General features: G+C 54.0%; 18 protein-coding genes, 1 rRNA gene and 1 pseudogene. 11 read left to right on the top strand and 9 right to left on the bottom strand.

Going from position 1 to position 23,216, the window contains the following annotated elements; genetic code table 11:
* Nucleotides 1-25 precede the first annotated feature (25 nt).
* From QQF33_RS11035 to QQF33_RS11020, 4 genes and pseudogenes are all read left to right on the top strand, one after another.
* Nucleotides 26-2,053, top strand: a complete 2,028-nt coding sequence (locus QQF33_RS11035) for an alpha-glucosidase (protein ID WP_285148632.1) — start codon at nucleotides 26-28, stop codon at nucleotides 2,051-2,053.
* Between the two features lie 14 nt (nucleotides 2,054-2,067).
* Nucleotides 2,068-2,940 (top strand): sulfite exporter TauE/SafE family protein, encoded by an 873-nt coding sequence (locus QQF33_RS11030; protein WP_285148633.1) that lies wholly within the window; start codon nucleotides 2,068-2,070, stop codon nucleotides 2,938-2,940.
* A 25-nt stretch (nucleotides 2,941-2,965) separates the two neighbouring features.
* The gene (locus QQF33_RS11025; RefSeq protein ID WP_390888471.1) at nucleotides 2,966-4,342 is read left to right on the top strand and encodes an MFS transporter; all 1,377 of its coding nucleotides are present in this window, start codon (nucleotides 2,966-2,968) and stop codon (nucleotides 4,340-4,342) included.
* Nucleotides 4,343-4,351: 9 nt separating this feature from the next.
* Nucleotides 4,352-5,772: pseudogene (locus tag QQF33_RS11020) on the top strand (MFS transporter).
* Between the two features lie 62 nt (nucleotides 5,773-5,834).
* Here QQF33_RS11020 and typA read toward each other — a convergent pair.
* A complete protein-coding gene (gene typA, locus QQF33_RS11015; RefSeq protein WP_282492205.1) occupies nucleotides 5,835-7,658 on the bottom strand; it encodes a ribosome-dependent GTPase TypA in 1,824 nt (607 codons plus the stop codon).
* A 389-nt stretch (nucleotides 7,659-8,047) separates the two neighbouring features.
* Here typA and glnA point away from each other — a divergent pair, with 389 nt between their 5' ends.
* From glnA to glnG, 3 genes are all read left to right on the top strand, one after another.
* Entirely contained in the window at nucleotides 8,048-9,457 is a 1,410-nt protein-coding gene (gene glnA, locus QQF33_RS11010) for a glutamate--ammonia ligase (protein ID WP_095284040.1), read from the top strand.
* A 185-nt stretch (nucleotides 9,458-9,642) separates the two neighbouring features.
* The gene (gene glnL, locus QQF33_RS11005; protein ID WP_282492206.1) at nucleotides 9,643-10,692 is read left to right on the top strand and encodes a nitrogen regulation protein NR(II); all 1,050 of its coding nucleotides are present in this window, start codon (nucleotides 9,643-9,645) and stop codon (nucleotides 10,690-10,692) included.
* An 11-nt stretch (nucleotides 10,693-10,703) separates the two neighbouring features.
* The gene (gene glnG, locus QQF33_RS11000; protein ID WP_285157804.1) at nucleotides 10,704-12,116 is read left to right on the top strand and encodes a nitrogen regulation protein NR(I); all 1,413 of its coding nucleotides are present in this window, start codon (nucleotides 10,704-10,706) and stop codon (nucleotides 12,114-12,116) included.
* 58 nt (nucleotides 12,117-12,174) lie between these two features.
* Here the strand turns inward: glnG and hemN are convergent, their stop codons facing one another.
* A complete protein-coding gene (gene hemN / locus QQF33_RS10995) occupies nucleotides 12,175-13,548 on the bottom strand; it encodes an oxygen-independent coproporphyrinogen III oxidase (protein ID WP_285157803.1) in 1,374 nt (457 codons plus the stop codon).
* A 188-nt stretch (nucleotides 13,549-13,736) separates the two neighbouring features.
* A complete protein-coding gene (yihI, locus tag QQF33_RS10990; protein WP_282492209.1) occupies nucleotides 13,737-14,252 on the bottom strand; it encodes a Der GTPase-activating protein YihI in 516 nt (171 codons plus the stop codon).
* Nucleotides 14,253-14,832: 580 nt separating this feature from the next.
* On the opposite strand from yihI, the gene yihA reads away from it, so the two are divergent.
* Nucleotides 14,833-15,459: a ribosome biogenesis GTP-binding protein YihA/YsxC gene (gene yihA, locus QQF33_RS10985; protein WP_282492211.1), complete on the top strand. Its 627-nt coding sequence runs from the start codon at nucleotides 14,833-14,835 to the stop codon at nucleotides 15,457-15,459.
* Between the two features lie 100 nt (nucleotides 15,460-15,559).
* Here yihA and QQF33_RS25935 read toward each other — a convergent pair whose 3' ends face one another.
* Both QQF33_RS25935 and polA read right to left on the bottom strand, forming a co-directional pair.
* Nucleotides 15,560-15,607 (bottom strand): spot 42 RNA, inhibition of DNA synthesis, encoded by a 48-nt coding sequence (locus tag QQF33_RS25935; RefSeq protein WP_071892919.1) that lies wholly within the window; start codon nucleotides 15,605-15,607, stop codon nucleotides 15,560-15,562.
* A 166-nt stretch (nucleotides 15,608-15,773) separates the two neighbouring features.
* A complete protein-coding gene (polA, locus tag QQF33_RS10980; protein ID WP_285157802.1) occupies nucleotides 15,774-18,566 on the bottom strand; it encodes a DNA polymerase I in 2,793 nt (930 codons plus the stop codon).
* Nucleotides 18,567-19,004: 438 nt separating this feature from the next.
* On the opposite strand from polA, the gene QQF33_RS10975 reads away from it, so the two are divergent.
* Nucleotides 19,005-19,913, top strand: coding sequence for an acyltransferase (locus QQF33_RS10975; RefSeq protein WP_285157801.1), 909 nt, complete (start codon nucleotides 19,005-19,007; stop codon nucleotides 19,911-19,913).
* A 15-nt stretch (nucleotides 19,914-19,928) separates the two neighbouring features.
* On the opposite strand, the gene dsbA is transcribed toward QQF33_RS10975, so the two are convergent.
* From dsbA to QQF33_RS10960, 3 genes are all read right to left on the bottom strand, one after another.
* Nucleotides 19,929-20,552: a thiol:disulfide interchange protein DsbA gene (gene dsbA / locus QQF33_RS10970; RefSeq protein WP_285157800.1), complete on the bottom strand. Its 624-nt coding sequence runs from the start codon at nucleotides 20,550-20,552 to the stop codon at nucleotides 19,929-19,931.
* Nucleotides 20,553-20,578: 26 nt separating this feature from the next.
* The gene (locus QQF33_RS10965; protein ID WP_285157799.1) at nucleotides 20,579-21,565 is read right to left on the bottom strand and encodes a serine/threonine protein kinase; all 987 of its coding nucleotides are present in this window, start codon (nucleotides 21,563-21,565) and stop codon (nucleotides 20,579-20,581) included.
* Nucleotides 21,566-21,640: 75 nt separating this feature from the next.
* A complete protein-coding gene (locus tag QQF33_RS10960) occupies nucleotides 21,641-21,910 on the bottom strand; it encodes a YihD family protein (protein WP_282492216.1) in 270 nt (89 codons plus the stop codon).
* 68 nt (nucleotides 21,911-21,978) lie between these two features.
* Here QQF33_RS10960 and mobA point away from each other — a divergent pair, with 68 nt between their 5' ends.
* Together mobA and mobB are read left to right on the top strand one after the other, a co-directional pair.
* A complete protein-coding gene (mobA, locus tag QQF33_RS10955; RefSeq protein ID WP_285148645.1) occupies nucleotides 21,979-22,563 on the top strand; it encodes a molybdenum cofactor guanylyltransferase MobA in 585 nt (194 codons plus the stop codon).
* Complete coding sequence (gene mobB, locus QQF33_RS10950) at nucleotides 22,560-23,066, top strand: molybdopterin-guanine dinucleotide biosynthesis protein MobB (protein WP_285148647.1); 507 nt, start codon at nucleotides 22,560-22,562, stop codon at nucleotides 23,064-23,066. The genes mobA and mobB overlap by 4 nt, the downstream gene beginning before the upstream one ends.
* 75 nt (nucleotides 23,067-23,141) lie before the next feature.
* On the opposite strand, the gene rrf is transcribed toward mobB, so the two are convergent.
* Nucleotides 23,142-23,216: ribosomal RNA gene (gene rrf, locus QQF33_RS25930) — 5S ribosomal RNA — on the bottom strand; the annotation flags it as partial.

Below are 23,216 nucleotides of genomic sequence, written 5' to 3'. Positions count from 1 at the left end.
CCCTTACCCTACAACGGAGGTCAAAATGGCTTCGCAATACCCTGATGTGAAAGTGATAACCCGTGACGATGGTTTTAGCCTGTCGTTTCAGGACCGCCTGATCCTGTGCCACACGCCGCAATCGCCTTGCCTGTGGATGGGTTCGGGCGCGGCAGATATTGAGATGTTTCGCGGCAACTTCAGCATCAAAGACAAACTCAACGAGAAGATTGCCCTGACGGATGCGACGGTCACAGCGCAAGGCGCAGGCTGGACGATTCGTTTTACCCGCGGGGATGCGGTGAGCGCCACCTTGCTGGTCGGCACGGATAAACAGGGCCGCCTTGAGCTGAAACTCAAAAACGAGCTTCCCAGCCATAACCGCATCTGGCTGAGACTGGCGGCGCAGCCAGCGGACCATATCTATGGCTGCGGCGAGCAGTTTTCATATTTCGATCTGCGCGGCAAACCTTTCCCGCTGTGGACCAGCGAACAGGGCGTGGGGCGTAACAAACAGACCCTCGTCACCTGGCTTGCCGACTGCAAAGAGAATGCGGGCGGGGATTATTACTGGACCTTCTTCCCCCAGCCGACCTTCGTCAGCACGCAAAAGTATTACTGCCACGTCGATAACAGCTGCTACATGAATTTTGACTTCAGCGATCCTGATTTCCACGAGCTGGCGTTCTGGGAGGATAACGCCACGCTGCGCTTCGACTGTGCTGAAACCTATGTCGATCTGCTGGAAAAACTGAGCGGATTACTGGGCCGACAGCCGGAGCTGCCGGACTGGGTTTACGACGGCGTGACGCTGGGCGTTCAGGGCGGGACCGAGGTGTGCCAGCAAAAGCTCGATACGATGCGTAACGGCGGCGTGAAGGTGAACGGCATCTGGGCGCAGGACTGGTCCGGCATCCGCATGACCTCGTTCGGCAAGCGCGTGATGTGGAACTGGAAATGGAACCGCGAGCTTTATCCGCAGCTTGATGAGCGCATCCCGCAGTGGAAACGCGAAGGCGTGCAGTTCCTCTCCTACATCAACCCGTACGTTGCCAGCGATAAAGATCTCTGCGAAGAGGCAGCGACACGCGGCTATCTGACCAAAGATGCCGACGGCAAAGACTATCACGTCGAGTTCGGCGAGTTTTACGCGGGCGTGATCGACCTGACCAACCCGGAAGCCTACGACTGGTACAAAGAGGTCATCAAACGTAACCTGATCGAACTCGGCTGCGGCGGCTGGATGGCGGACTTTGGCGAGTATCTGCCTACCGACACCTTCCTGCACAACGGCGTGAGCGCCGAGATCATGCATAACGCCTGGCCTGCCCTGTGGGCGAAGTGTAATTACGAGGCGCTGGAAGAGACCGGCAAGCTCGGCGAGATCCTGTTCTTTATGCGCGCGGGTTACACCGGGAGCCAGAAGCATTCGGTGATGATGTGGGCGGGCGATCAGAACGTGGACTGGAGTCTGGACGACGGCCTGGCGTCAGTGGTTCCGGCGGCGCTGTCGCTGGCGATGACCGGGCACGGTCTGCATCACAGCGATATCGGCGGTTACACCACTTTATTCGAGATGAAACGCAGCAAAGAGCTCCTGCTGCGCTGGTGCGATTTCAGCGCCTTCACGCCGATGATGCGCACCCATGAGGGGAACCGCCCTGGCGATAACTGGCAGTTCGACAGCGACGCAGAAACTATCGATCACTTCGCCCGAATGACATCCATCTTCACCACCCTGAAGCCCTACATCAAAGACGCCGTGGCGCAGAACGCGAAACGCGGCCTGCCGGTGATGCGCCCGCTGTTCCTGCATTACGAGGATGACGCGCAAACCTATTCCCTGAAATATCAGTATCTGTTTGGCCGCGATCTGCTGGTCGCGCCCGTGCATGAAGAAGCTCGCCGCGACTGGACGCTTTATCTTCCGCAGGACAGCTGGATCCACGCCTGGACGGGAGAAGAGTACACCGGCGGAGAAGTGACGGTGCAGGCGCCATTGGGCCAGCCGCCGGTCTTTTATCGGGCTAACAGTGAATGGCGCAAGCTGTTCGACCAGCTTATCGCTCTGTAATTCAAGGAAAGAACATGGACTTCTTTACTCTGTTTACTCCAGACGGTGTGCCTCTGGATTACGGCGTGATGGCTATCGTGATTGCCATTATGTTTATGTACACCTTCGTTGGGATCTGCGCCGGTTTCGGCGGCGCACTCACCACCATGCCGCTGATTACCCTGCTCCTGCCGCTGAAAATGGCGGCACCGATGTCGGTAATTGTCGGCACGGCGACGGCGCTGTACGCCACCTGGCTCTCGCGCAAAGAGACGCAGTGGAAATCAGCGCTGGTGCTGATTCTGTTCTCCTTTGCCGGGATCCCGGTCGGCATTTACGCGCTCTCTTATCTGCCCGATCACATCATGAAAATCGGTCTCGGCGGTTTCCTGATCCTCTACTCCTTCTACAGCCTGTTTATTCCGCGTCTGCCGGTGTATGACAAAAACTGGATCGCCATGCCGATTGGCGTGATTGCCGGTGCGCTGGGTTCAGCCTTCTCCACCAACGGGCCGCCGGTGGTGATTTACGGCATGCTGCGCAATCTGGCTCCGGCGGCGTTTCGCGGCACCCTGAACGCGTTCTTTACCGCCAACAACATCGCCATTATTGGCGGGCTGACCACCAGCGGTATTTTGACGGTGTCGACCATCAAGCTGGTGCTGTTCTGCGTGCCGACCATGATCCTGGGGTCGCTGGTGGGCCAGTACGTGCACAAGCGGATCTCCGTCAACGTCTTCCGGGTGATGGTCTTTTTACTGCTGATTGCCTCCGGCGCGATGCTGATCAAAGGCGCCACGGGTATTTCCACGCTGAGTGCGTTACTGCCGGTGTTTGGTTTGCTGCTGGTACTGCAGATCCTGTTTGGCAAAAAAGTGGCCGCCATTCGCGCCGCCAGTCAGAGTTAGCGGAGAAGAGACGATGAGTCAGTCAATGACCGAAAACGGCAATCCGGCCAGTCTGCGTTTGCCGTTTAAAGAAAAACTGGCCTATGGAATGGGCGATCTGGGTTCCAATATTCTGTTGGATATTGGCACGCTCTATTTGCTGAAGTTTTACACCGACGTGCTGGGGCTGCCGGGCACCTACGGCGGCATTATCTTTTTGATTGCCAAATTCTTTACCGCGTTTACCGATATGGGCACCGGGATTATGCTCGACTCGCGGCGCAAGATTGGGCCAAAGGGGAAATTCCGCCCGTTTGTGCTGTACGCGGCGTTTCCGGTCACGCTGTTAGCCATCGCCAACTTTGTCGGCACGCCTTTTGATATCACCGGCAAAACGATCATGGCGACCCTGCTGTTCATGCTCTACGGGTTGGTTTTCAGCATGATGAACTGCTCCTACGGCGCGATGGTGCCTGCGATCACCAAGAACCCCGATGAGCGTGCCGCCCTCGCCGCCTGGCGTCAGGGCGGAGCAACGCTCGGATTGCTGCTCTGTACGGTCGGTTTTGTGCCGGTCATGAACCTGATTGAAGGCAGCTCGCAGGCCGGGTATATCTTTGCCGCCACTCTGTTTTCCCTCTGCGGATTGCTCTGCATGTGGTGCTGCTATCGGGGCGTGAAGGAGCGCTACGTCGAGGCGCAGCCTGCCCATATGGCGCAGAAACCGGGCCTGCTCCAGTCGTTTCGGGCTATCGCCGGGAACCGGCCGCTGTTTATCCTCTGCATCGCTAACCTGTGCACCTTAGGCGCGTTCAACGTCAAACTCGCGATTCAGGTTTACTACACGCAATACGTGCTCAACGACCCGATTTTGCTGTCGTACATGGGATTCTTCAGCATGGGCTGCATTTTTGTCGGCGTATTTATGATGCCCGGTGCGGTGCGGCGCTTCGGCAAGAAAAAAGTCTATATCGGCGGGCTGCTGATCTGGGTGGCGGGCGATCTCCTGAACTACTTCTTCGGCGGCGGGCCGGTCAGCTTTGTCGCGTTCTCCTGTCTGGCCTTCTTCGGGTCGGCATTCGTGAATAGCCTGAACTGGGCGCTGGTGTCGGACACGGTGGAGTACGGCGAATGGCGAACCGGCGTGCGGTCAGAAGGAACGGTTTACACCGGATTTACCTTCTTTCGCAAGGTGTCGCAGGCGCTGGCCGGTTTCTTCCCGGGCCTGATGCTGACGCAAATCGGCTATGTGCCCAACGTGGTTCAGTCCGCCGGTACCGTGGAAGGCTTACGTCAGCTGATATTCATCTATCCGTGCATTCTGGCCGTCGTCACCATTGTGGCCATGGGCTGCTTCTATAACCTCAACGAGAAGCTGTATATGCGCATCGTTGAAGAGATAGAGCTTCGTAAGGCGCTATGAGGATCGCGTATGACTAAGACCCCTGATCCGTTAACCCTGAAACTGAGCCTGCGCGAGAAGTTTGCCTATGGAATGGGTGATTTTGGCTCGAACCTGATTCTGTCGATTGGCACGCTGTACCTGCTGAAGTTTTATACGGATGAGCTGGGCATGCCGGCGTTTTACGGTGGGATTATTTTTCTGGTGGCGAAGTTCTTCACCGCCTTCACCGACATGCTGACCGGTGTGCTGCTGGATTCACGGCGCCATATCGGCGCACGGGGGAAATTCCGGCCCTTTATTCTGTACGCCTCCGTTCCGGTCGCGCTGGTCGCGACGGCACAGTTCATCGCCAATGATTTCAGTCTGACGGTCAAAACGGCCATCGCCACCGTGTTATTTATGCTGTTCGGCCTGTTCTACAGCCTGATGAACTGCTCGTACGGGGCGATGGTTCCGGCGATCACCAAAAACCCGAACGAGCGCGCGCATCTTGCGGCCTGGCGTCAGGGCGGAGCCACGGTGGGGCTGCTGCTGTGTACGGTGGGCTTTATGCCCATACAGGCGCTGTTTGCCAGCCAGACGTCGCTGGGGTATCTGGTTGCCGCGTTGCTCTTCGTGACCACCGGGCTGTTCTGCATGTGGTACTGCTACAGCGGGGTGCAAGAGCGTTACGTCGACATCACGCCCGAGCACCATAAGCCAGGGATCATGAAATCGTTCTATGCGATTTTCCGCAATCCCCCGCTGCTGGTGCTGTGCATCGCCAATCTCTGCACACTGGCGGCTTTTAACATCAAACTCGCAATCCAGGTCTATTACACCCAGTACGTGCTTAACGATATTCATCTCTTGTCGTGGATGGGGTTTTTCAGCATGGGCTGCATTCTGGTGGGCGTGCTTCTGGTGCCGGGCGCAGTGAAACGCTTTGGCAAAAAGCAGGTGTATTTAGGTGGGCTGACCCTGTGGCGGTGGGCGATGTGCTGAACTTTGTCTGGGGAAGCAGCTCGCTAACGTTCGTACTGTTTTCCTGTATGGCGTTTTTCGGCACGGCTTTCGTGAACAGCCTGAACTGGGCGCTGGTGCCGGATACCGTTGAGTATGGGGAGTGGAAGACGGGGATCCGCGCCGAAGGCTCGGTCTATACCGGCTATACCTTTTCGCGCAAGATTTCGGCGGCGCTCGCCGGATTCTTACCTGGGATTATGCTCACGCAAATCGGTTATATCCCGCACGCGGTACAAAGTGCAGGCACCCTGCTTGGCCTGCGTCAGCTGATTTTTCTTTGGCCGTGCGGGCTGGCGATTATCGCCGCCATTACCATGGGACTGTTTTATAAGCTCAACGAGCAACGCTTCGCTTTTATCGTTGAGGAGATAGGGAAGCGGAAAAAAGAGCCGGAACCCGATGCGCCGGCGAAGAATAAACCGTCTGCCGTCACTCAGTTCTGACATAAAAAAAGCCGCTGAATATCAGCGGCTTTTCGCATTACGCACCTCAGAGAGGCATCGTATTAGTCTTTGCTGCCACGGCCCGCACGTTTACGGTCGTTCTCAGTCAGGTGACGTTTACGGATACGTACGGAGGTAGGGGTAACTTCTACCAGTTCGTCGTCATCGATAAATTCCAGAGCCTGCTCAAGAGACATTTTCTGTGCTGGAACCAGCGTGGTGGCTTCGTCAGTACCGGAAGCACGCATGTTGGTCAGTTTCTTACCGGTCAGGCAGTTTACAGTCAGGTCGTTAGAACGACTGTGAATACCGATGATCTGGCCTTCGTAAACTTCTGCACCGTGACCCAGGAACAGCTTACCGCGGTCCTGCAGGCTGAACAGTGCGAACGCAACTGCTTTACCCTGGCCGTTAGAGATCAGCACGCCGTTCTGGCGCTGGCCGATTTCACCCGGTTTAACGTCATCGTAGTGGCTGAAGGTGGAGTACAGCAGACCAGTACCAGAAGTCATGGTCATGAACTCGGTACGGAAGCCGATCAGGCCACGTGCCGGGATCAGGTAATCCAGACGAATACGGCCTTTGCCGTCAGGGATCATGTCTTTGACATCGCCCTTACGCTCGCCCATTGCCTGCATCACAGAACCCTGGTGCTGTTCTTCGATATCCAGCGTCACGTTCTCGAACGGCTCTTGCATACGGCCATCGATCATACGGTTGATAACTTTCGGACGGGACACAGCCAGTTCGAAGCCTTCACGACGCATGTTTTCGATAAGAACAGACAGGTGCAGCTCGCCACGACCGGATACACGGAACGCGTCCGCATCTTCGGTTTCTTCAACACGCAGTGCCACGTTGTGCACCAGCTCTTTGTTCAGGCGGTCAAGGATCTGACGAGAGGTAACGTATTTACCTTCTTTGCCACAGAACGGAGAGGTGTTGACGTTGAAGAACATGGTAACGGTTGGTTCATCAACAGACAGGGCTGGCAGCGCTTCGACGTTTTGCGGATCGCAAAGGGTGTCAGAGATGTTCAGCTCGCCCAGACCGGTGATCGCGATGATGTCGCCCGCTTCGGCTTCGGTGGATTCAATACGCTCCAGACCGAGGTGAGTCAGTACTTTACCGACTTTACCGTTGCGAGTTTTACCTTCGCTGTCGATGACAGTGACTTGCTGGTTAGGCTTCACTTTACCGCGCTTGATACGACCGATGCCGATAACGCCAACGTAGTTGTTGTAGTCCAGCTGGGAGATCTGCATCTGGAACGGACCATCGAGGTCAACGCTTGGTGCTTTAACGTGGTCAACAATCGCCTGGTACAGCGGAGTCATGTCTTCCGCCATCTCATTGTGATCGTTACCCGCGATACCCATCAGTGCTGATGCATAGATGATTGGGAAGTCGAGCTGCTCGTCGCTTGCGTCCAGGTTCACGAACAGGTCGAAGACCTGATCCACAACCCAGTCAGGACGCGCGCCAGGACGGTCAACTTTGTTGATAACCACGATTGGCTTCAAACCATGGGCAAATGCCTTTTTGGTTACGAAGCGCGTCTGCGGCATTGGGCCATCCATTGCGTCAACGACCAGCAGAACGGAGTCTACCATGGACATTACACGTTCAACTTCACCACCGAAGTCGGCGTGCCCAGGGGTATCAACGATGTTGATACGGTAGTCATTCCATTTGATAGCGGTGTTTTTAGCGAGGATGGTAATCCCACGCTCTTTCTCCAAATCGTTGGAGTCCATCACGCGTTCGGTGGCTTCAGCACGTTCATTACTGAAGGTACCGGATTGCTGCAGCAGCTTGTCAACCAGGGTAGTTTTACCATGGTCAACGTGCGCGATGATGGCGATATTACGCAGATTTTCGATCACAACTTTGCCTCAGGCATTTAGAAATAGCGCGTTATTGTACACGGATTAATCGCAGGACTAAACAGGATCACAAACATCCTCCGCAAACAAGTATCGCAGAGTTGCTTTGTGACCGCTTTCACGCAGCGTAAAAAGCGCACTTTAACGAAAATTGCACCAATATGGTGCTCAATGTTCACACTGAAGCACTATACTGGTGCAAGATGACTATCGTGGTGCAGTTCATTTGCACTATGACGTGCATGATAACGCCTTTTTGGGGTGATTTAAAAGTTGGCACAGATTTCGCTTTATAAAAATACGGCAAAAAGATGGCAACCCTGCCTGCCATAAACAGAATTGAAGACCTCGTTACCACGACGACAATGACCAATCCGGGAGAGTTAAGTATGTCCGCTGAACACGTTTTGACGATGCTGAACGAACACGAAGTGAAGTTTGTTGATCTGCGCTTCACTGATACCAAAGGTAAAGAACAGCACGTCACAATTCCTGCTCACCAGGTAAATGCCGAATTCTTCGAAGAAGGCAAAATGTTTGACGGCTCCTCAATCGGCGGCTGGAAAGGTATCAACGAATCCGACATGGTTCTGATGCCAGACGCAACCACTGCGCTCATTGACCCGTTCTACGAAGAGTCTACCCTGATTATCCGTTGCGACATCCTCGAGCCAGGCACGCTGCAGGGCTACGACCGCGACCCACGCTCCATCGCTAAACGCGCTGAAGAGTACCTGCGTTCTACCGGCATCGCGGACACCGTGCTGTTCGGGCCAGAGCCAGAGTTCTTCCTGTTCGACGACATCCGCTTTGGTGCGTCTATCTCCGGCTCTCACGTGGCTATCGACGATATCGAAGGCGCATGGAACTCTTCCACCAAATACGAAGGTGGTAACAAAGGTCACCGTCCAGGCGTGAAAGGCGGTTACTTCCCGGTTCCTCCGGTCGATTCTTCTCAGGACATCCGTTCTACCATGTGTCTGATCATGGAAGAGATGGGTCTGGTTGTTGAAGCGCATCACCACGAAGTGGCGACGGCGGGTCAGAACGAAATCGCCACCCGCTTTAACACCATGACTAAAAAAGCGGATGAGATTCAGATCTACAAATATGTGGTTCACAACGTGGCGCACCGCTTCGGCAAAACCGCGACCTTCATGCCAAAACCAATGTTCGGCGATAACGGTTCCGGTATGCACTGCCACATGTCCCTGTCCAAGAACGGGACTAACCTGTTCTCTGGCGACAAATATGCGGGTCTGTCCGAGCAGGCGCTGTTCTACATCGGCGGTGTGATCAAGCACGCTAAAGCGATTAACGCCCTGGCGAACCCGACCACCAACTCCTACAAGCGTCTGGTCCCAGGCTACGAAGCACCGGTCATGCTGGCTTACTCTGCCCGTAACCGTTCTGCTTCTATCCGTATCCCAGTGGTTGCGTCTCCAAAAGCGCGTCGTATCGAAGTGCGCTTCCCGGACCCAGCGGCTAACCCATACCTGTGCTTCGCAGCGCTGCTGATGGCGGGTCTTGACGGTATCAAGAACAAGATCCATCCAGGCGAAGCGATGGACAAAAACCTGTACGACCTGCCGCCAGAAGAAGCGAAAGAGATCCCACAGGTTGCCGGTTCTCTGGAAGAAGCACTCAACGCGCTCGACGCTGACCGTGAGTTCCTGACGGCTGGCGGTGTGTTCACCGACGACGCTATCGATGCTTACATCGCCCTGCGTATCGAAGAGAACGACCGTGTGCGCATGACGCCACACCCGGTTGAGTTCGAACTGTATTACAGCGTTTAAGTTTTAACGATGACCCGCGACCTTTTCCGCGGGAAATCGAAAGCCGTTTTTTGTTGCCGTGGAAACTTTTTAGCCCATCTCCGGATGGGCTTTTTTCTCCACCAACAAACTGATCTCACGCGCTTTTTACAACGAAAAAGCTATACTGCACTAAAATAGTGCACCCAACTCCAGGAGACTGCTTAATGGCAACTGGCACGCTGCCCGATGCTGGGCAGATCCTCAATTCTTTAATCAACAGTATCTTACTGGTCGACGATGAGCTGGCGGTGCATTACGCCAACCCTGCGGCGCAGCAGCTGCTCGCCCAAAGCTCGCGTAAATTATTTGGTACGCCGTTACCCGAACTGTTGAGCTATTTTTCGCTGAATATTGCCCTGATGCAGGAAAGTCTCGCGGCGGGCCAGGGGTTCACCGACAACGAAGTGACTCTGGTGATCGACGGGCGCTCGCATATTCTGTCGCTGACGGCACAGCGTCTGCCGGACGGGCTCATTCTGCTGGAAATGGCGCCGATGGATAACCTGCGTCGCTTGAGCCAGGAGCAGCTCCAGCACGCTCAGCAAATCGCCGCCCGCGATCTGGTACGTGGCCTTGCCCATGAGATTAAAAACCCGCTGGGTGGCCTGCGTGGCGCAGCACAGCTGTTAACCAAAGCTCTGCCCGACCCTACGCTTGCAGAATACACCAACGTCATCATTGAACAGGCCGATCGCCTGCGCAACCTGGTGGACCGTCTGCTGGGGCCTCAGCAGCCGGGTATGCACGTGACGGAAAGCATTCACAAAGTGGCTGAACGCGTAGTGAAGCTGGTCTCGATGGAGTTACCCGCAAACGTCACGCTGGTGCGCGATTACGATCCAAGTCTGCCGGAATTGCCGCACGATCCCGACCAGATTGAACAGGTTCTGCTGAACGTGGTGCGTAACGCCCTGCAAGCCTTGGGCGCAGATGGCGGGCAGATCGTTCTGCGTACGCGGACCGCATTCCAGTTAACGCTGCATGGCGTGCGCTATCGCCTCGCCGCTCGTATCGACGTTGAAGACAACGGGCCAGGCATTCCCTCGCATCTTCAGGACACGCTGTTTTACCCGATGGTGAGTGGCCGCGAAGGCGGGACCGGGCTGGGATTATCCATCGCCCGTAATTTGATCGACCAACACTCCGGCAAAATTGAATTTACCAGTTGGCCGGGTCATACCGAGTTTTCGGTTTACCTGCCAATTAAAAAATAAAGGTGACGACGATGCAACGAGGGATAGTCTGGGTAGTCGATGATGATAGCTCCATCCGCTGGGTGCTTGAACGCGCGCTCACGGGCGCAGGATTAAACTGCACCACCTTTGAAAGCGGCAGCGAAGTGCTCGATGCGCTCATCACCAAAACCCCGGACGTGCTGCTTTCGGATATTCGGATGCCAGGCATGGACGGGCTGGCGCTGTTAAAACAGATCAAACAGCGCCATCCGATGCTTCCGGTCATCATAATGACCGCTCACTCAGACCTGGATGCCGCCGTCAGCGCCTACCAGCAGGGTGCATTTGATTATCTGCCAAAACCCTTCGATATCGATGAAGCCGTCGCCCTGGTGGAACGTGCGATCAGCCACTATCAGGAACAGCAGCAGCCGCGCAACGCGCCGGTGTTTGGCCCGACGACGGATATTATTGGCGAAGCGCCCGCGATGCAGGATGTGTTTCGCATCATCGGTCGTCTGTCGCGTTCGTCCATCAGCGTGCTGATTAACGGTGAATCCGGGACCGGTAAAGAGCTGGTCGCTCACGCCCTTCACCGCCACAGCCCGCGCGCGAAAGCGCCGTTTATCGCCCTGAATATGGCCGCCATCCCGAAGGATTTGATCGAATCGGAGCTGTTTGGTCATGAGAAAGGCGCGTTTACCGGCGCGAACACCATTCGTCAGGGGCGCTTCGAACAGGCCGACGGCGGGACGCTTTTCCTCGATGAGATCGGCGATATGCCGCTGGACGTGCAAACGCGTCTGCTGCGCGTGCTGGCCGACGGACAGTTTTACCGCGTCGGCGGGTATGCGCCGGTGAAAGTCGATGTGCGTATTATCGCCGCCACGCACCAGAACCTGGAGCAGCGCGTGCAGGAGGGCAAGTTCCGCGAGGACTTGTTCCACCGTCTGAACGTCATTCGCGTTCACCTTCCGCCGCTGCGCGAACGCCGGGAAGATATTCCGCGTCTGGCGCGCCATTTCCTGCAGGTTGCCGCCCGTGAACTGGGGGTTGAAGCGAAACTGCTGCACCCGGAAACCGATGCAGCATTGACGCGTCTGGCATGGCCGGGAAACGTGCGTCAGCTGGAAAATACCTGCCGCTGGCTCACGGTGATGGCTGCCGGTCAGGAAGTGCTGATTCAGGATCTACCGAGCGAATTGTTTGAAGCCACTGCGCCCGAAAGCAGCAGCGGCCAATCGTTACCCGACAGCTGGGCGACGCTGCTGGCGCAGTGGGCGGATCGTGCGCTGCGTTCCGGTCATCAAAATCTGCTTTCCGAAGCGCAGCCTGAAATGGAACGCACCTTGCTGACAACGGCATTGCGCCATACGCAGGGGCATAAACAGGAAGCGGCTCGGCTGCTGGGTTGGGGGCGAAATACCCTGACGCGGAAGCTGAAAGAGCTGGGAATGGAATAACGCCTGATGGCGCTGCGCCGATCAGGCCTACCATCTGTAGGCCCGGTCTGTGTAGCGCCTAGATCACGCGAGAGAATTGCTGCAATCGCGCTTTCTGACGCAGATAGGCGTCAAAGCACATGCAGATATTACGAATTAACAGGCGTCCTTTTGGTGTTACCTGAATCGCGTTATCCGTCACCTCCACCAGCCCATCTTTCGCCAGCGGCGCGAGCAGTTTCAGATCTTCCGCAAAGTAGTCGGTAAAGGCGAGTTCCCACTGGGATTCGACGTCAGCAAAATCGAGGCGGAAGTTACAGATCAGCGCCTTAATAACATCCCGACGGATACAGTCATCGCGCGTCAGCGCAATTCCGCGCCACAGAGCATTGCCGCTTTCATCCACCTGCTGATAGTACTGTTTCAGCTCTTTTTGGTTCTGCGCATAGCAGTCGCCAATCATGCTGATCGCCGACACGCCCATCCCCAGTAAATCCGTATCGCCCTGAGTGGTGTAACCCTGGAAGTTGCGATGTAAGACGCCTTCACGCTGGGCGATGGCCAGCTCGTCATCAGGACGGGCAAAGTGGTCCATGCCGATAAACTGGTAGCCGGTTTCCGTCAGAGAAGTAATGGTCTCCTGCAGGATATCGAGCTTTTGCTGCGCAGACGGCAGGTCGGCATCTTTGATTTTGCGCTGGGCGGCAAACAGCGTCGGCAGGTGCGCATAGTTAAAGACGCTCAGGCGATCGGGGTTCAGCTCCGCCACACGTTTCAGCGTAAAGGCGAAGCTTTCCGGCGTTTGCTTCGGCAAGCCGTAAATCAGGTCGATGTTGGTCGAGGTAAAACCGATTTCACGCGCGTGGTTCAGCAGCGCAAAAATAAACTCCTCGTCCTGCTCGCGGTTGACCAGGCGCTGCACTTCTTTGTTGAAGTCCTGCACGCCCATGCTCAGACGGTTGAAGCCCTCGGCACGCAGGTGATCGAGCACGTCCAGTTCGATTTCACGCGGATCGACTTCAATCGAGATTTCAGCATCGGCATCAAAACGGAAATTGGCGCGCAGGAGGCTCATCAGGCGGCTGATTTGCGCTTTGTTGAGATAGGTTGGCGTACCGCCGCCCCAGTGCAGCTGGCTCACGTGACGCCCGGCCACCAGCGGCGCGCGGTGCAGGATCTCCTGCTCTAACGCATCCAGATACTGATCGGCTTTGTGCTGCTGGCGGGTGACGATTTTATTGCAGCCGCAGAAATAGCAGAGCTTATGGCAGAAGGGGATGTGAACATACAGCGACAGCGGGCGCTCAGGATAGCGCGCAACCGCCTGCAAAAAGTCGGCCTCACCGAAGGATTCCGAGAACTCCAGCGCGGTCGGGTATGAGGTATAACGCGGCCCGGAATAGTTATATTTCTGGATCAGGGCCAGATCCCAGTCGATGCTTGGTACAGACATGCTCACTCCTTCCGTTGGTGTCGCGTTCGTATACGGCGGCCCGTTTTGACCCCACTGCGGGTCAACATTCGGGTGCGCAGCCACCTCTGTCGCCGCGACAACCGCCGTAGTTTAACGAATAACCACACCAGATAACATATAACCGGAAGGGTTATAAGCAGGACTATAGAGCCCGCCGGGTGCAAATGTTAGTTTCCACCTTTCAGCAGACGCATCATGTCGTCCTGCTTCTCTTCTTCTTCGTCTTCTTCATCGTCGTAAGAGAGACCGAGCTGCTGCATCAGTTCATCAATACGATCCAGTTTGGCATCAACCCATTTCTGCTCTTCAGCATTCAGCGCTTCGCCCTGTTCAAGACGTTCCAGCAGCGCATCCAGGCGCTCATCATTCTCCAGCATATCCAGCTCAGCCTGCGGTGAAAGCATAGGTTTCTCGCTCTTTTTAGGTTTTTGCTGCTTGATAACCGGGGCGTCGGTGACGCCCAGTGGAATTGGCGTTTTGCTCCCGATGCGCGGGTCTTTCTGTTTGGATTGCTGCGCAGCGGAACCTGTGACACTGCTACCGCTCGCGCGGCTACCCGATGCATGACCACTATGCTTTTTCGCACGTTTACGATCGCGAGCTTCCTGATTCAGTTCTTCACGGGTTTTGCGGTGTGCTTTTGCCGGGCGTTTAGCGCCCGCTGTGGATGTCGGTTTTTTCATGATGCCTTGTCTTTAAGCCATTTTATTCAGTATAGAATTGCGGCGAAATCTAGCAGAAAGCAAGCAAAGAAAAAAGGCGACAGAGCAATCTGTCGCCTTTTTTCCTGACTCTCAACCCTTAACGGGTCAAACATTCCATGTTTGCCAACAACTAACCCTGTTTATCCTTTAGCGGATACCGTCCATGATACGGTTCCTTTTCCTTTCAAACGCCTCCAGGCGTGTCACCATCCTGGTTGTCCTGAGTCTTCGCCTCCTGGCGCTCCTGACCCTTCATCCTGAAGTCGTTATCCTGCTGGCATCCTCGCCTTGGTTGCTACTTTACCTTTTTCAGGTTTTCTGACAAGCCACCTGCGCGTCCAAATTAGAACTTTCGGATAATTCCTTATCGTCAACATTATGATTTTAAAGGTTTTGCTATTTTTACTGCATGAGGATCCTCTTAAATATCCCATAGCAATAATGGTCAATGTCTTACATTTATAATGGTTTTAATCTACAGCCCGAACGCGAAGAGAAAAGCCTTTTGCCTGCATTCAGGTATACTCCCCATCAGATTACGATTTTTGGAGACGACCACGTGACTACCTGGAACTATCAACAGACGCATTTTGTCACCAGTGCGCCTGATATTCGCCACTTACCGCCTGATACGGGTATCGAAGTGGCATTTGCTGGCCGCTCCAATGCGGGAAAATCCAGCGCCCTGAATACGCTGACAAACCAGAAAAGCCTGGCGCGTACCTCAAAAACCCCGGGTCGTACTCAGCTGATTAACCTGTTTGAAGTTGCCGACGGTAAGCGTCTGGTGGATTTACCCGGTTACGGCTACGCCGAAGTGCCGGAAGAGGTCAAAATCAAATGGCAGCGCGCGCTGGGAGAATACCTGGAAAAACGCCAGTGCCTGAAAGGTCTGGTGGTGCTGATGGACATCCGTCACCCGCTGAAAGATCTCGATCAGCAGATGATCCACTGGGGCGTTGCGAGCGATATCCCGGTTCTGGTGCTGCTGACCAAAGCCGATAAACTGGCAAGCGGTGCGCGTAAAGCGCAGCTGAAACTGGTGCGTGAAGCCGCGGTGGAGTTCGGCGGTGACGTGCAGGTTGAGACGTTTTCCTCCCTGAAAAAGCAGGGTGTGGACGTGCTGCGTCACAAGCTCGACAGCTGGTATAACGGACTGGAACCCGCGACTGAAGCGGAAGAGTGATGAAGAGCGCGGCGATGACCGCGCTTTTTTTTGGTCCAAATATTTTCTTTGCCGCAATAAAAAACGCCCCAGTCATTACTGACTGGGGCGGCTAAAATATTCAGCCAAATCCGATTACGTGAAGTAAAAGGTCTGAAAGATAGAACATCTTACCTCTGTACCCTACATCGATAACTCTACTCTTTTTTTATCGCTGGACAAAGCACTTTTTGTAGTTTTTTTTCACTCTTTACATAGGTAAATCTAATGGTTGTCACAAAAAGCGGGCTGTTATGTTGCTTACTTACATAATCAGCCGCTTGTTCATCGAACCCTTAGTGAGCCTGATCCCAGTTCGCCCCACTCCCCACTTCCACCAGCAATGGCACATCTAATTTCACGCTGCTTTCCATCAGTTCGTGGATCTTTTTCGATACGGCTTCCAGATCGTCTTTGTGCACTTCGAACACCAGTTCATCATGCACCTGCATGATCATTTTCACGCGTGGTTTATCGTTTTCCAGCCAGGCATCAACCGCAATCATGGCGCGCTTGATGATATCCGCGGCCGTCCCCTGCATCGGGGCGTTGATGGCCGCGCGCTCTGCACCAGCACGACGCGCCGCGTTGCTGGAGGTGATATCCGGCAGATACAGACGGCGACCATCCAGCGTTTCAACGTAGCCCTTATCTTTTGCCTGGGCACGCGTGCGTTCCATGTATTCCAGTACGCCCGGATAACGCTCGAAGTAGAGATCCATGTACTTCTGCGACTCTTTACGCGGAATATTCAGCTGGCGAGAAAGGCCAAAGGCGCTCATACCGTAGATCAGGCCGAAGTTGATCGCTTTCGCGCTGCGGCGCTGCTCGCCGGTTACGCTCTCTAATGGCAGACCAAAAACTTCTGCAGCCGTAGCGCGGTGGATATCTTTCCCTTCGGCAAACGCGGTCAGCAAACCCTTGTCACGCGACAGGTGCGCCATGATGCGCAGTTCGATTTGCGAGTAGTCGGCAGAGACGATCAGGTAATCTTGCGGAGCGATGAAGGCCTGACGGATGCGTCGCCCTTCTTCGTTACGCACCGGAATGTTCTGCAGGTTAGGATCGGTGGAGGACAAACGCCCCGTCGCCGCTACCGCCTGATGATAGGAGGTGTGAACGCGACCAGTTTTTGGGTTGATCATTAGCGGCAGCTTATCGGTGTAGGTCGATTTAAGCTTCGCGAGGCCACGGTATTCCAGAATCACTTTTGGCAGCGGGTAATCCAGCGCCAGCTCTTCCAGTACCTCTTCAGACGTAGACGGCGCGCCGCCCGGCGTTTTCTTCAGCGGTTTAATACCCTGTTTTTCAAACAGAATGGTTTGCAGCTGTTTGGTCGACGCCAGGTTGAAGGGCTCGCCCGCAATGTCATGAGCTTTCAGCTCCAGCTCATTCAGACGCAGGGTGATCTCTTCCGAATGCTTGTGCAGAACGGCCGGATCGATTTTGACGCCGTTGCGCTCAATACGAGACAGCACAGGCACCAGCGGCATTTCGACATTCTCGAAAATGTTCAGCGGCCCTTCCTGCTTTTGCAGTTTCGGGTACATTTTCAGGTGTAACTGCAGCGTCACGTCAGCATCTTCTGCCGCGTAGCGACCCGCCTCTTCCAGGGCAATCTGGTTGAAGGTCAGCTGATTTTTGCCTTTGCCGGCAATTTCTTCGAAGGTGACGGTTTTATGCTTAAGCCAGCGATCGGAGAGCGAATCCATATCATGACGGCCCGCGACGCTGTTCAGAATGTAGGATTCCAGCATGGTGTCGTAGGCGATACCGCGCAGCTCGATGCCGTAGTTCTGCAAAATGCCGCGATCATATTTCAGGTTTTGCCCAACCTTGAGCGCTTTATCATCTTCCAGCAGCGGCTTGAGCAGCTCAAGTACGCGGTCACGGGATATTTGATCCGGTGCGTCCAGATAGTCATGCGCGACAGGGACATAAGCGGCGATGCCCGGCTCTGTCGCAAAGGAGAGACCGACCATGTTGGCGGAGATGTTATCGAGGCTGTCGGTTTCGGTATCGAACGCGAAGACCGGCGCTTTTTTCAGTTTCTCAATCCAGGCGATGAGCTGCGCTTCGTCGAGTACCGTTTCGTAGTTTTCGAAGGAGAGCTGACTCGCCGCCTCTTCGACTTCCTCTTCGGCATTAACAACGAGGGTCTCTTTTGGCTTGGCGGCAGGTTTAGCGCCCTTCGCCTGCATCCATTTCCCGGCTTCGACGTCGGTTATCCAGCGTTTGAACTCATACTGCTTAAACAGGCCAAGGAGCTCTTCCGCGACCGGCTGCTGCACTTCAAGCTGCTCGCAGGTAAGTTCCAGCTCGACGTCAGTTTTGATGGTGGCCAGCTTATAGGAGAGGTAAGCCACATCTTTATTTTGCTCGAGCTTCGCGGCCATGGTTTTGGCACCACGGAACGTCAGCCCGGCAATTTTGTCGGATTCAGCATACAGCGTATCCAGTCCGCCGAGGCCCTGCAGCAACGCCTGCGCGGTTTTCTCGCCCACGCCTGGCACGCCCGGAATGTTATCCGAGGAGTCACCCATCAAGGCGAGGAAATCGATGATCAGTTCTGGCGGCACGCCATATTTGGTGACGACCTCTTCCGGCCCAAGGATGGTGTTGGTCATGGTATTGATCAGGGTGATCCCAGGAGTCACCAGCTGCGCCATGTCTTTATCACCGGTACTGATCAGCACCGGACGGCCCATTTTCTCCGCTTCACGCGCCAGGGTACCGATGACGTCGTCAGCTTCCACCCCAGAAACCGCCAGCAGCGGCAAGCCCATCGCTTTCACCATGGTGTGCAGCGGCTCGATTTGCGCGCGCAAATCATCCGGCATCGGCGGACGGTGGGATTTGTAATCCTCGAATAGCTCATCGCGGAAGGTTTTGCCCTTCGCATCAAATACCACCGCCGCATGGGACGGCTGGTATTGCAGGATCAGGCTGCGCAGCATATTCAGCACGCCATACATCGCGCCGGTTGGCTCCCCCGCGCTGTTGGTCAGAGGAGGAAACGCATGATACGCCCGATACAGGTATGAAGAGCCGTCGACGAGAATAAGAGGGTTTTCTGGAATCTGAACCATAATGTCCGTGCCTTTAATCAATTTATGGCTAAAGGATGCCACAGAAGGATGAAAACATCAGTTTTTAGCGCCGAATACAGGAAAAGATTTTGCGATCGTCAGGATCGATCGCAAAATCAAACTGTGGATAAGTTTGTGCATACTTTTAATTCATATGAAGAAACGAGTCATAAATGGATCTTATTTGAATTTTTTATAAATTAAAATCAATGCTTTATAAATAGATCCGATCGGTATATTTCCAATTGATGACTATTTGCTCTATGTGGATATAAGAAGAGCCAAATAGGCTATCGCAGACAAATACTCTGTTAAGGCACATATCCCACACTATCGCAGAGTGAAAGCCCCCTGCTTTAATTCGTTTTCTGGTAAAATCAGCGCCCTGCGCAGCGATCTGGCCGCCAGACTCCAGCTAACTATCTGAAAAAACTCATCATGCCGAGATTACTCGCTGCGATAACATTACTGTTAAGCATCATTTTAACTATCCTGGTGACCATCGCCTGTTCTGTACCGATCATCGTCGCCGGAATCATTAAACTTCTGCTGCCGGTTCCAGTCGTCTGGCGCGCGGTATCCGCATTCTGCAATTTTATGATGTACTGCTGGTGTGAAGGGCTGGCACTGCTGCTGCGTCTTAACCCACATCTGAAATGGGATATCGAAGGGCTGGAAGGCCTCAACAAGAAAAACTGGTATTTGCTGCTCTGCAATCACCATAGCTGGGCCGATATCGTGGTGTTATGCGTGCTGTTTCGCAAACATATTCCGATGAACAAGTACTTTCTTAAGCAGCAGCTGGCCTGGGTGCCGTTTATCGGGCTGGCATGCTGGGCGCTGGATATGCCGTTTATGAAACGCTACTCGCGCAGCTATCTTATTCGACACCCGGATCGCCGTGGCCGTGATGTTGAAACAACGCGTCGCTCCTGCGAGAAATTCCGCGCACACCCGACAACCATCGTTAACTTTGTTGAGGGCTCCCGTTTTACGGAACTGAAGCGTCAGCAAACTCGCTCCCCTTATAAAAACCTTCTGCCGCCGAAAGCCGCGGGGATTGCGATGGCGCTTAATGTGCTGGGCGCGCAGTTCGATAAATTGCTGAACGTCACTCTGTGCTATCCAGAAAATGACGGCACACCGTTCTACGATATGTTGAGCGGGAAGCTGACGCGGATTGTGGTGAGAGTTAATCTGGTGCCCGTGGATGAAGGACTACACGGGGATTATATCAATGATAAGAATTTCAAACGTCGCTTCCAGCTGTGGCTGAACACGCTGTGGAACGATAAAGATGTGCTGATAAACGATATTAAATCTGCAAACAAAAACGCCGGTCAATGACCGGCGTTTTCACTTTTATTTCTTCTCAACCAGATATTTCACGGTCTCGGCATACTGCTGCACGAAGATATCCATGCTGCTGGTATCCATACCCTGTGGGTTCACCTGGTATTTACCGTTAACGAACATCGCCGGAACACCCTGCAGCTGGAGATCGGCTGCGGCTTTCTCCTGCTGAGCCACCAGAGATTTCACCACAAAGCTGTTCCAGGCCGCGTCGTAATCTTCGCCTTTCACACCGGCATCAACAAAGACTTTACGAATATCTGCAACGGTCTGAACGGTCTGGGTTTTCTGTACAGCTTCGAACATTGGCGCCGTCACCTGATCTTCCACGCCCAGCGCCAGAGCAACCGCCCAGGCTTGCGTCAGATCTTTACCCAAAGGACCCAGGAATTCGACATGATACTTGGTCATTTTGGTGCCTTCAGGCAGCTTTTTCTTCACGTTATCGGAAACGTGCAGAACTTCTTCAAACTGGTAGCAGTGCGGGCAATAGAATGAGAAGAACTCCAGCACCTGAGGCTCACCGGCGACCGGCTTTTCAAGGGTAGTGAACTGCTTGCCATCGCTGAATTGAGCAGCAGATGCGCTAAATGTCAGAATCATACCTGCCAGCGCCAGCCATATTTTTTTCATGATCAACTTTCTCCTGATGTGTCCGATTAATACATTGGCGTTAATTGTAGTGGCGGTTCCTGCAGAACCTTAACTTGCTGAATAAAGGTGGTTGTCTGGCTGCGCCAGTAATCTTCCCCGGTCAGCCATGGGAAGTTTTTAGGAAACGCGGGATCGTCCCAACGCCTGATTAACCATGCGAGATAATATACAAATCGCATGGCGCGTAAAGGTTCAATCAGGGCGATTTCGTCTGAATTGAAGGGGCTAAACTCTTCATAGGCTTCAATGATGGTTTCGAGCTGCATGCGCTGTTCGGCTTTATCACCATTGAGCAGCATCCAGAGATCCTGAATCGCTGGCCCCATGCGGGCATCGTCAAGATCCACAAATAGCGGGCCGTCGCGCCAGAGGATATTCCCGGCGTGGCAGTCGCCGTGCAGGCGCAGAATGTCCGTTTGATCGTCCCAGCGCTCAGTCACCGCCGCAATAAGCGCATCGGTGGCTTTCAGGAAATCCGCTTTCAATGCCTTCGGAATGAGCGTTGATGTTTCGAACACCTGGCGGGGTTCGGTCAAATATTCCTGAATCCCGATCGTAGGGCGTGCGTTGAAGGTTTTTTTACGTCCCGTCTGATGGATTCGTCCCAGATAACGGGCAACCCACTCCATCTGATCGATATTATCCGCCTCAAACTGGCGGCCACCCAGGCTCGGAAAAACAGCAAAGTAATATCCCTGATGCGTGAGCAGTGATTGGTTATTAAACTGAATGGGAGCGGCAACCGGAACATCATCGTTGACCAAATCGAGAGCGAACTGATGCTCTTCCTGAATTTGCTCAGCCGACCAACGCTTTGGGCGATAAAATTTAACGACGAAGCGCTGACGATCCTCGTCCTGGAATTGATAGACGCGGTTTTCGTAGCTGTTTAAGGGAGTTAGCCCGGAATCCACCCGAATACCCTGTTCGAAGAGGGCATCCATAATGGTATCCGGGTTTAATGTCTGGAAAGTAAAAGCCGTGTCGTTCATCCGATCATCCGGAAATTATACGAATGATTCAGGATATCATTTCACAGCGATTTCGGTGGCGCCGCTTACAAGGTTTTACTCTTTAATTACGCCACGGGCGCGCAGCAGCGCGGTTTTGAAATCTTCCTCATAGTCTTTCTTAATGCCCGGAATAGCGGCATCTTTATCAGAATCACGCATTTTGAGATGGTAGATCAGGATGTCATCAGAAAGGTCGGTCAGTTCACCGTCATAACCTGACTCTTTCGCCAGTTTCTGTAAAAATTGCATCAGGTTGAGCTCAGGCTCTTTTTGCCAGGCGGGCTGGAGAAGTTCGATAACTTCGTTCAGGCGTTTACATTTCATCGTAGTGCTCCTTTCATTGATAGGGACACGTTAGCAGGGTCAATCCCACAATAAAAGAGGCGACATTCGTGAATCAGTGCCGAGGAGTGACTGGCATCGTGCTTGCCGGGGGAAGAGCGACGCGCATGGGCGGAAAAGATAAGGGTTTACAGTTACTTAATGGCAAACCTCTATGGCAGCACGTTGCCGCTACGCTGAGTGGACAGGTTGAAATGATGGCTATCAGCGCTAACCGCCATATCGAGATTTATCAGCAAAGCGGGTATCCGGTATTTCAGGATAGCTTAGCGGATTACCCTGGCCCACTGGCCGGTATGCTGAGTGTTATGCAGCAGTCTGACGAGGAGTGGTTTCTCTTTTGCCCGTGCGATACGCCGTTTATTCCATCCTGTCTGGCTGAACGTCTTACTCATCAACGCAAAAACGCGCCCGTGGTCTGGGTATATGACGGTGAGCGCGATCATCCCACGATTGCGTTAATGAACCGGACATTGATTCCTGAACTGCAGGATTATCTGGCAGCAGGAGAGCGACGTGTGATGGTATTTATGCGCCAGTCTGGCGGCCACTCCGTTGATTTCAGCGATCTGAAGTCTGCTTTTATTAACGTCAACACGACTGAGGATTTGCAAACGATGCAGGGGAAAGAATGAAACCTGTTCTAGCGATCGCCGCCTGGAGCGGCACCGGGAAAACGTCGCTTCTAAAAAAATTGATCCCAGCCCTATGCGCGCAGGGGATCCGTCCTGGGCTGATTAAACATACTCACCACAACATGGATATCGATAAGCCGGGGAAAGACAGCTACGAGCTGCGCAAAGCCGGTGCGGCGCAAACCATGGTCGCCAGCGCTCAGCGATGGGCGTTGATGACGGAAACACCTGAGGAAGAGGTGCTGGATTTAGATTATCTGGTGAGTCGAATGGACCATTCGACGCTGGATCTGGTGCTGGTTGAGGGGTTTAAACATGAATCCGTGGCGAAGATTTTGCTTTTCAGAAGCGATGCGGGGCATGAGATCGAGGAACTAACTGTGGATCAGCATGTGATTGCGGTCGCCAGCGACGTTTCACTATCACTTGATGTTCCGGTTCTGGATTTGAATGATGTGGATGCGATCGTAGGGTTTATTCGGGGATGGATGGCTGGGCGCTGACATATTGTCAGCTTCTTATCAACGACAAAAACGCAAAAAGGCCATCCTTGCGGATGGCCTCTTCACTTATTTGATGCCTGGCAGTTCCCTACTCTCACATGGGGAGACCCCACACTACCATCGGCGCTACGGCGTTTCACTTCTGAGTTC

The organism is Lelliottia wanjuensis, assembly GCF_030238365.1.
GTDB lineage: Bacteria > Pseudomonadota > Gammaproteobacteria > Enterobacterales > Enterobacteriaceae > Enterobacter > Enterobacter wanjuensis.
This window is presented reverse-complemented; position numbering and strand designations above follow the sequence as displayed.

What these genes read in the sequence shown, in the direction of transcription:
- QQF33_RS11035 (WP_285148632.1), top strand. Translation starts at nt 26, where the DNA reads ATGGCTTCGCAATACCCTGATGTGAAAGTGATAACCCGTGACGATGGT.
- QQF33_RS11030 (WP_285148633.1), top strand. Translation starts at nt 2,068, where the DNA reads ATGGACTTCTTTACTCTGTTTACTCCAGACGGTGTGCCTCTGGATTAC.
- QQF33_RS11025 (WP_390888471.1), top strand. Translation starts at nt 2,966, where the DNA reads ATGACCGAAAACGGCAATCCGGCCAGTCTGCGTTTGCCGTTTAAAGAA.
- glnA (WP_095284040.1), top strand. Translation starts at nt 8,048, where the DNA reads ATGTCCGCTGAACACGTTTTGACGATGCTGAACGAACACGAAGTGAAG.
- glnL (WP_282492206.1), top strand. Translation starts at nt 9,643, where the DNA reads ATGGCAACTGGCACGCTGCCCGATGCTGGGCAGATCCTCAATTCTTTA.
- glnG (WP_285157804.1), top strand. Translation starts at nt 10,704, where the DNA reads ATGCAACGAGGGATAGTCTGGGTAGTCGATGATGATAGCTCCATCCGC.
- hemN (WP_285157803.1), bottom strand. Translation starts at nt 13,548, where the DNA reads ATGTCTGTACCAAGCATCGACTGGGATCTGGCCCTGATCCAGAAATAT.
- yihI (WP_282492209.1), bottom strand. Translation starts at nt 14,252, where the DNA reads ATGAAAAAACCGACATCCACAGCGGGCGCTAAACGCCCGGCAAAAGCA.
- polA (WP_285157802.1), bottom strand. Translation starts at nt 18,566, where the DNA reads ATGGTTCAGATTCCAGAAAACCCTCTTATTCTCGTCGACGGCTCTTCA.
- QQF33_RS10975 (WP_285157801.1), top strand. Translation starts at nt 19,005, where the DNA reads ATGCCGAGATTACTCGCTGCGATAACATTACTGTTAAGCATCATTTTA.
- dsbA (WP_285157800.1), bottom strand. Translation starts at nt 20,552, where the DNA reads ATGAAAAAAATATGGCTGGCGCTGGCAGGTATGATTCTGACATTTAGC.
- QQF33_RS10965 (WP_285157799.1), bottom strand. Translation starts at nt 21,565, where the DNA reads ATGAACGACACGGCTTTTACTTTCCAGACATTAAACCCGGATACCATT.
- QQF33_RS10960 (WP_282492216.1), bottom strand. Translation starts at nt 21,910, where the DNA reads ATGAAATGTAAACGCCTGAACGAAGTTATCGAACTTCTCCAGCCCGCC.
- mobB (WP_285148647.1), top strand. Translation starts at nt 22,560, where the DNA reads ATGAAACCTGTTCTAGCGATCGCCGCCTGGAGCGGCACCGGGAAAACG.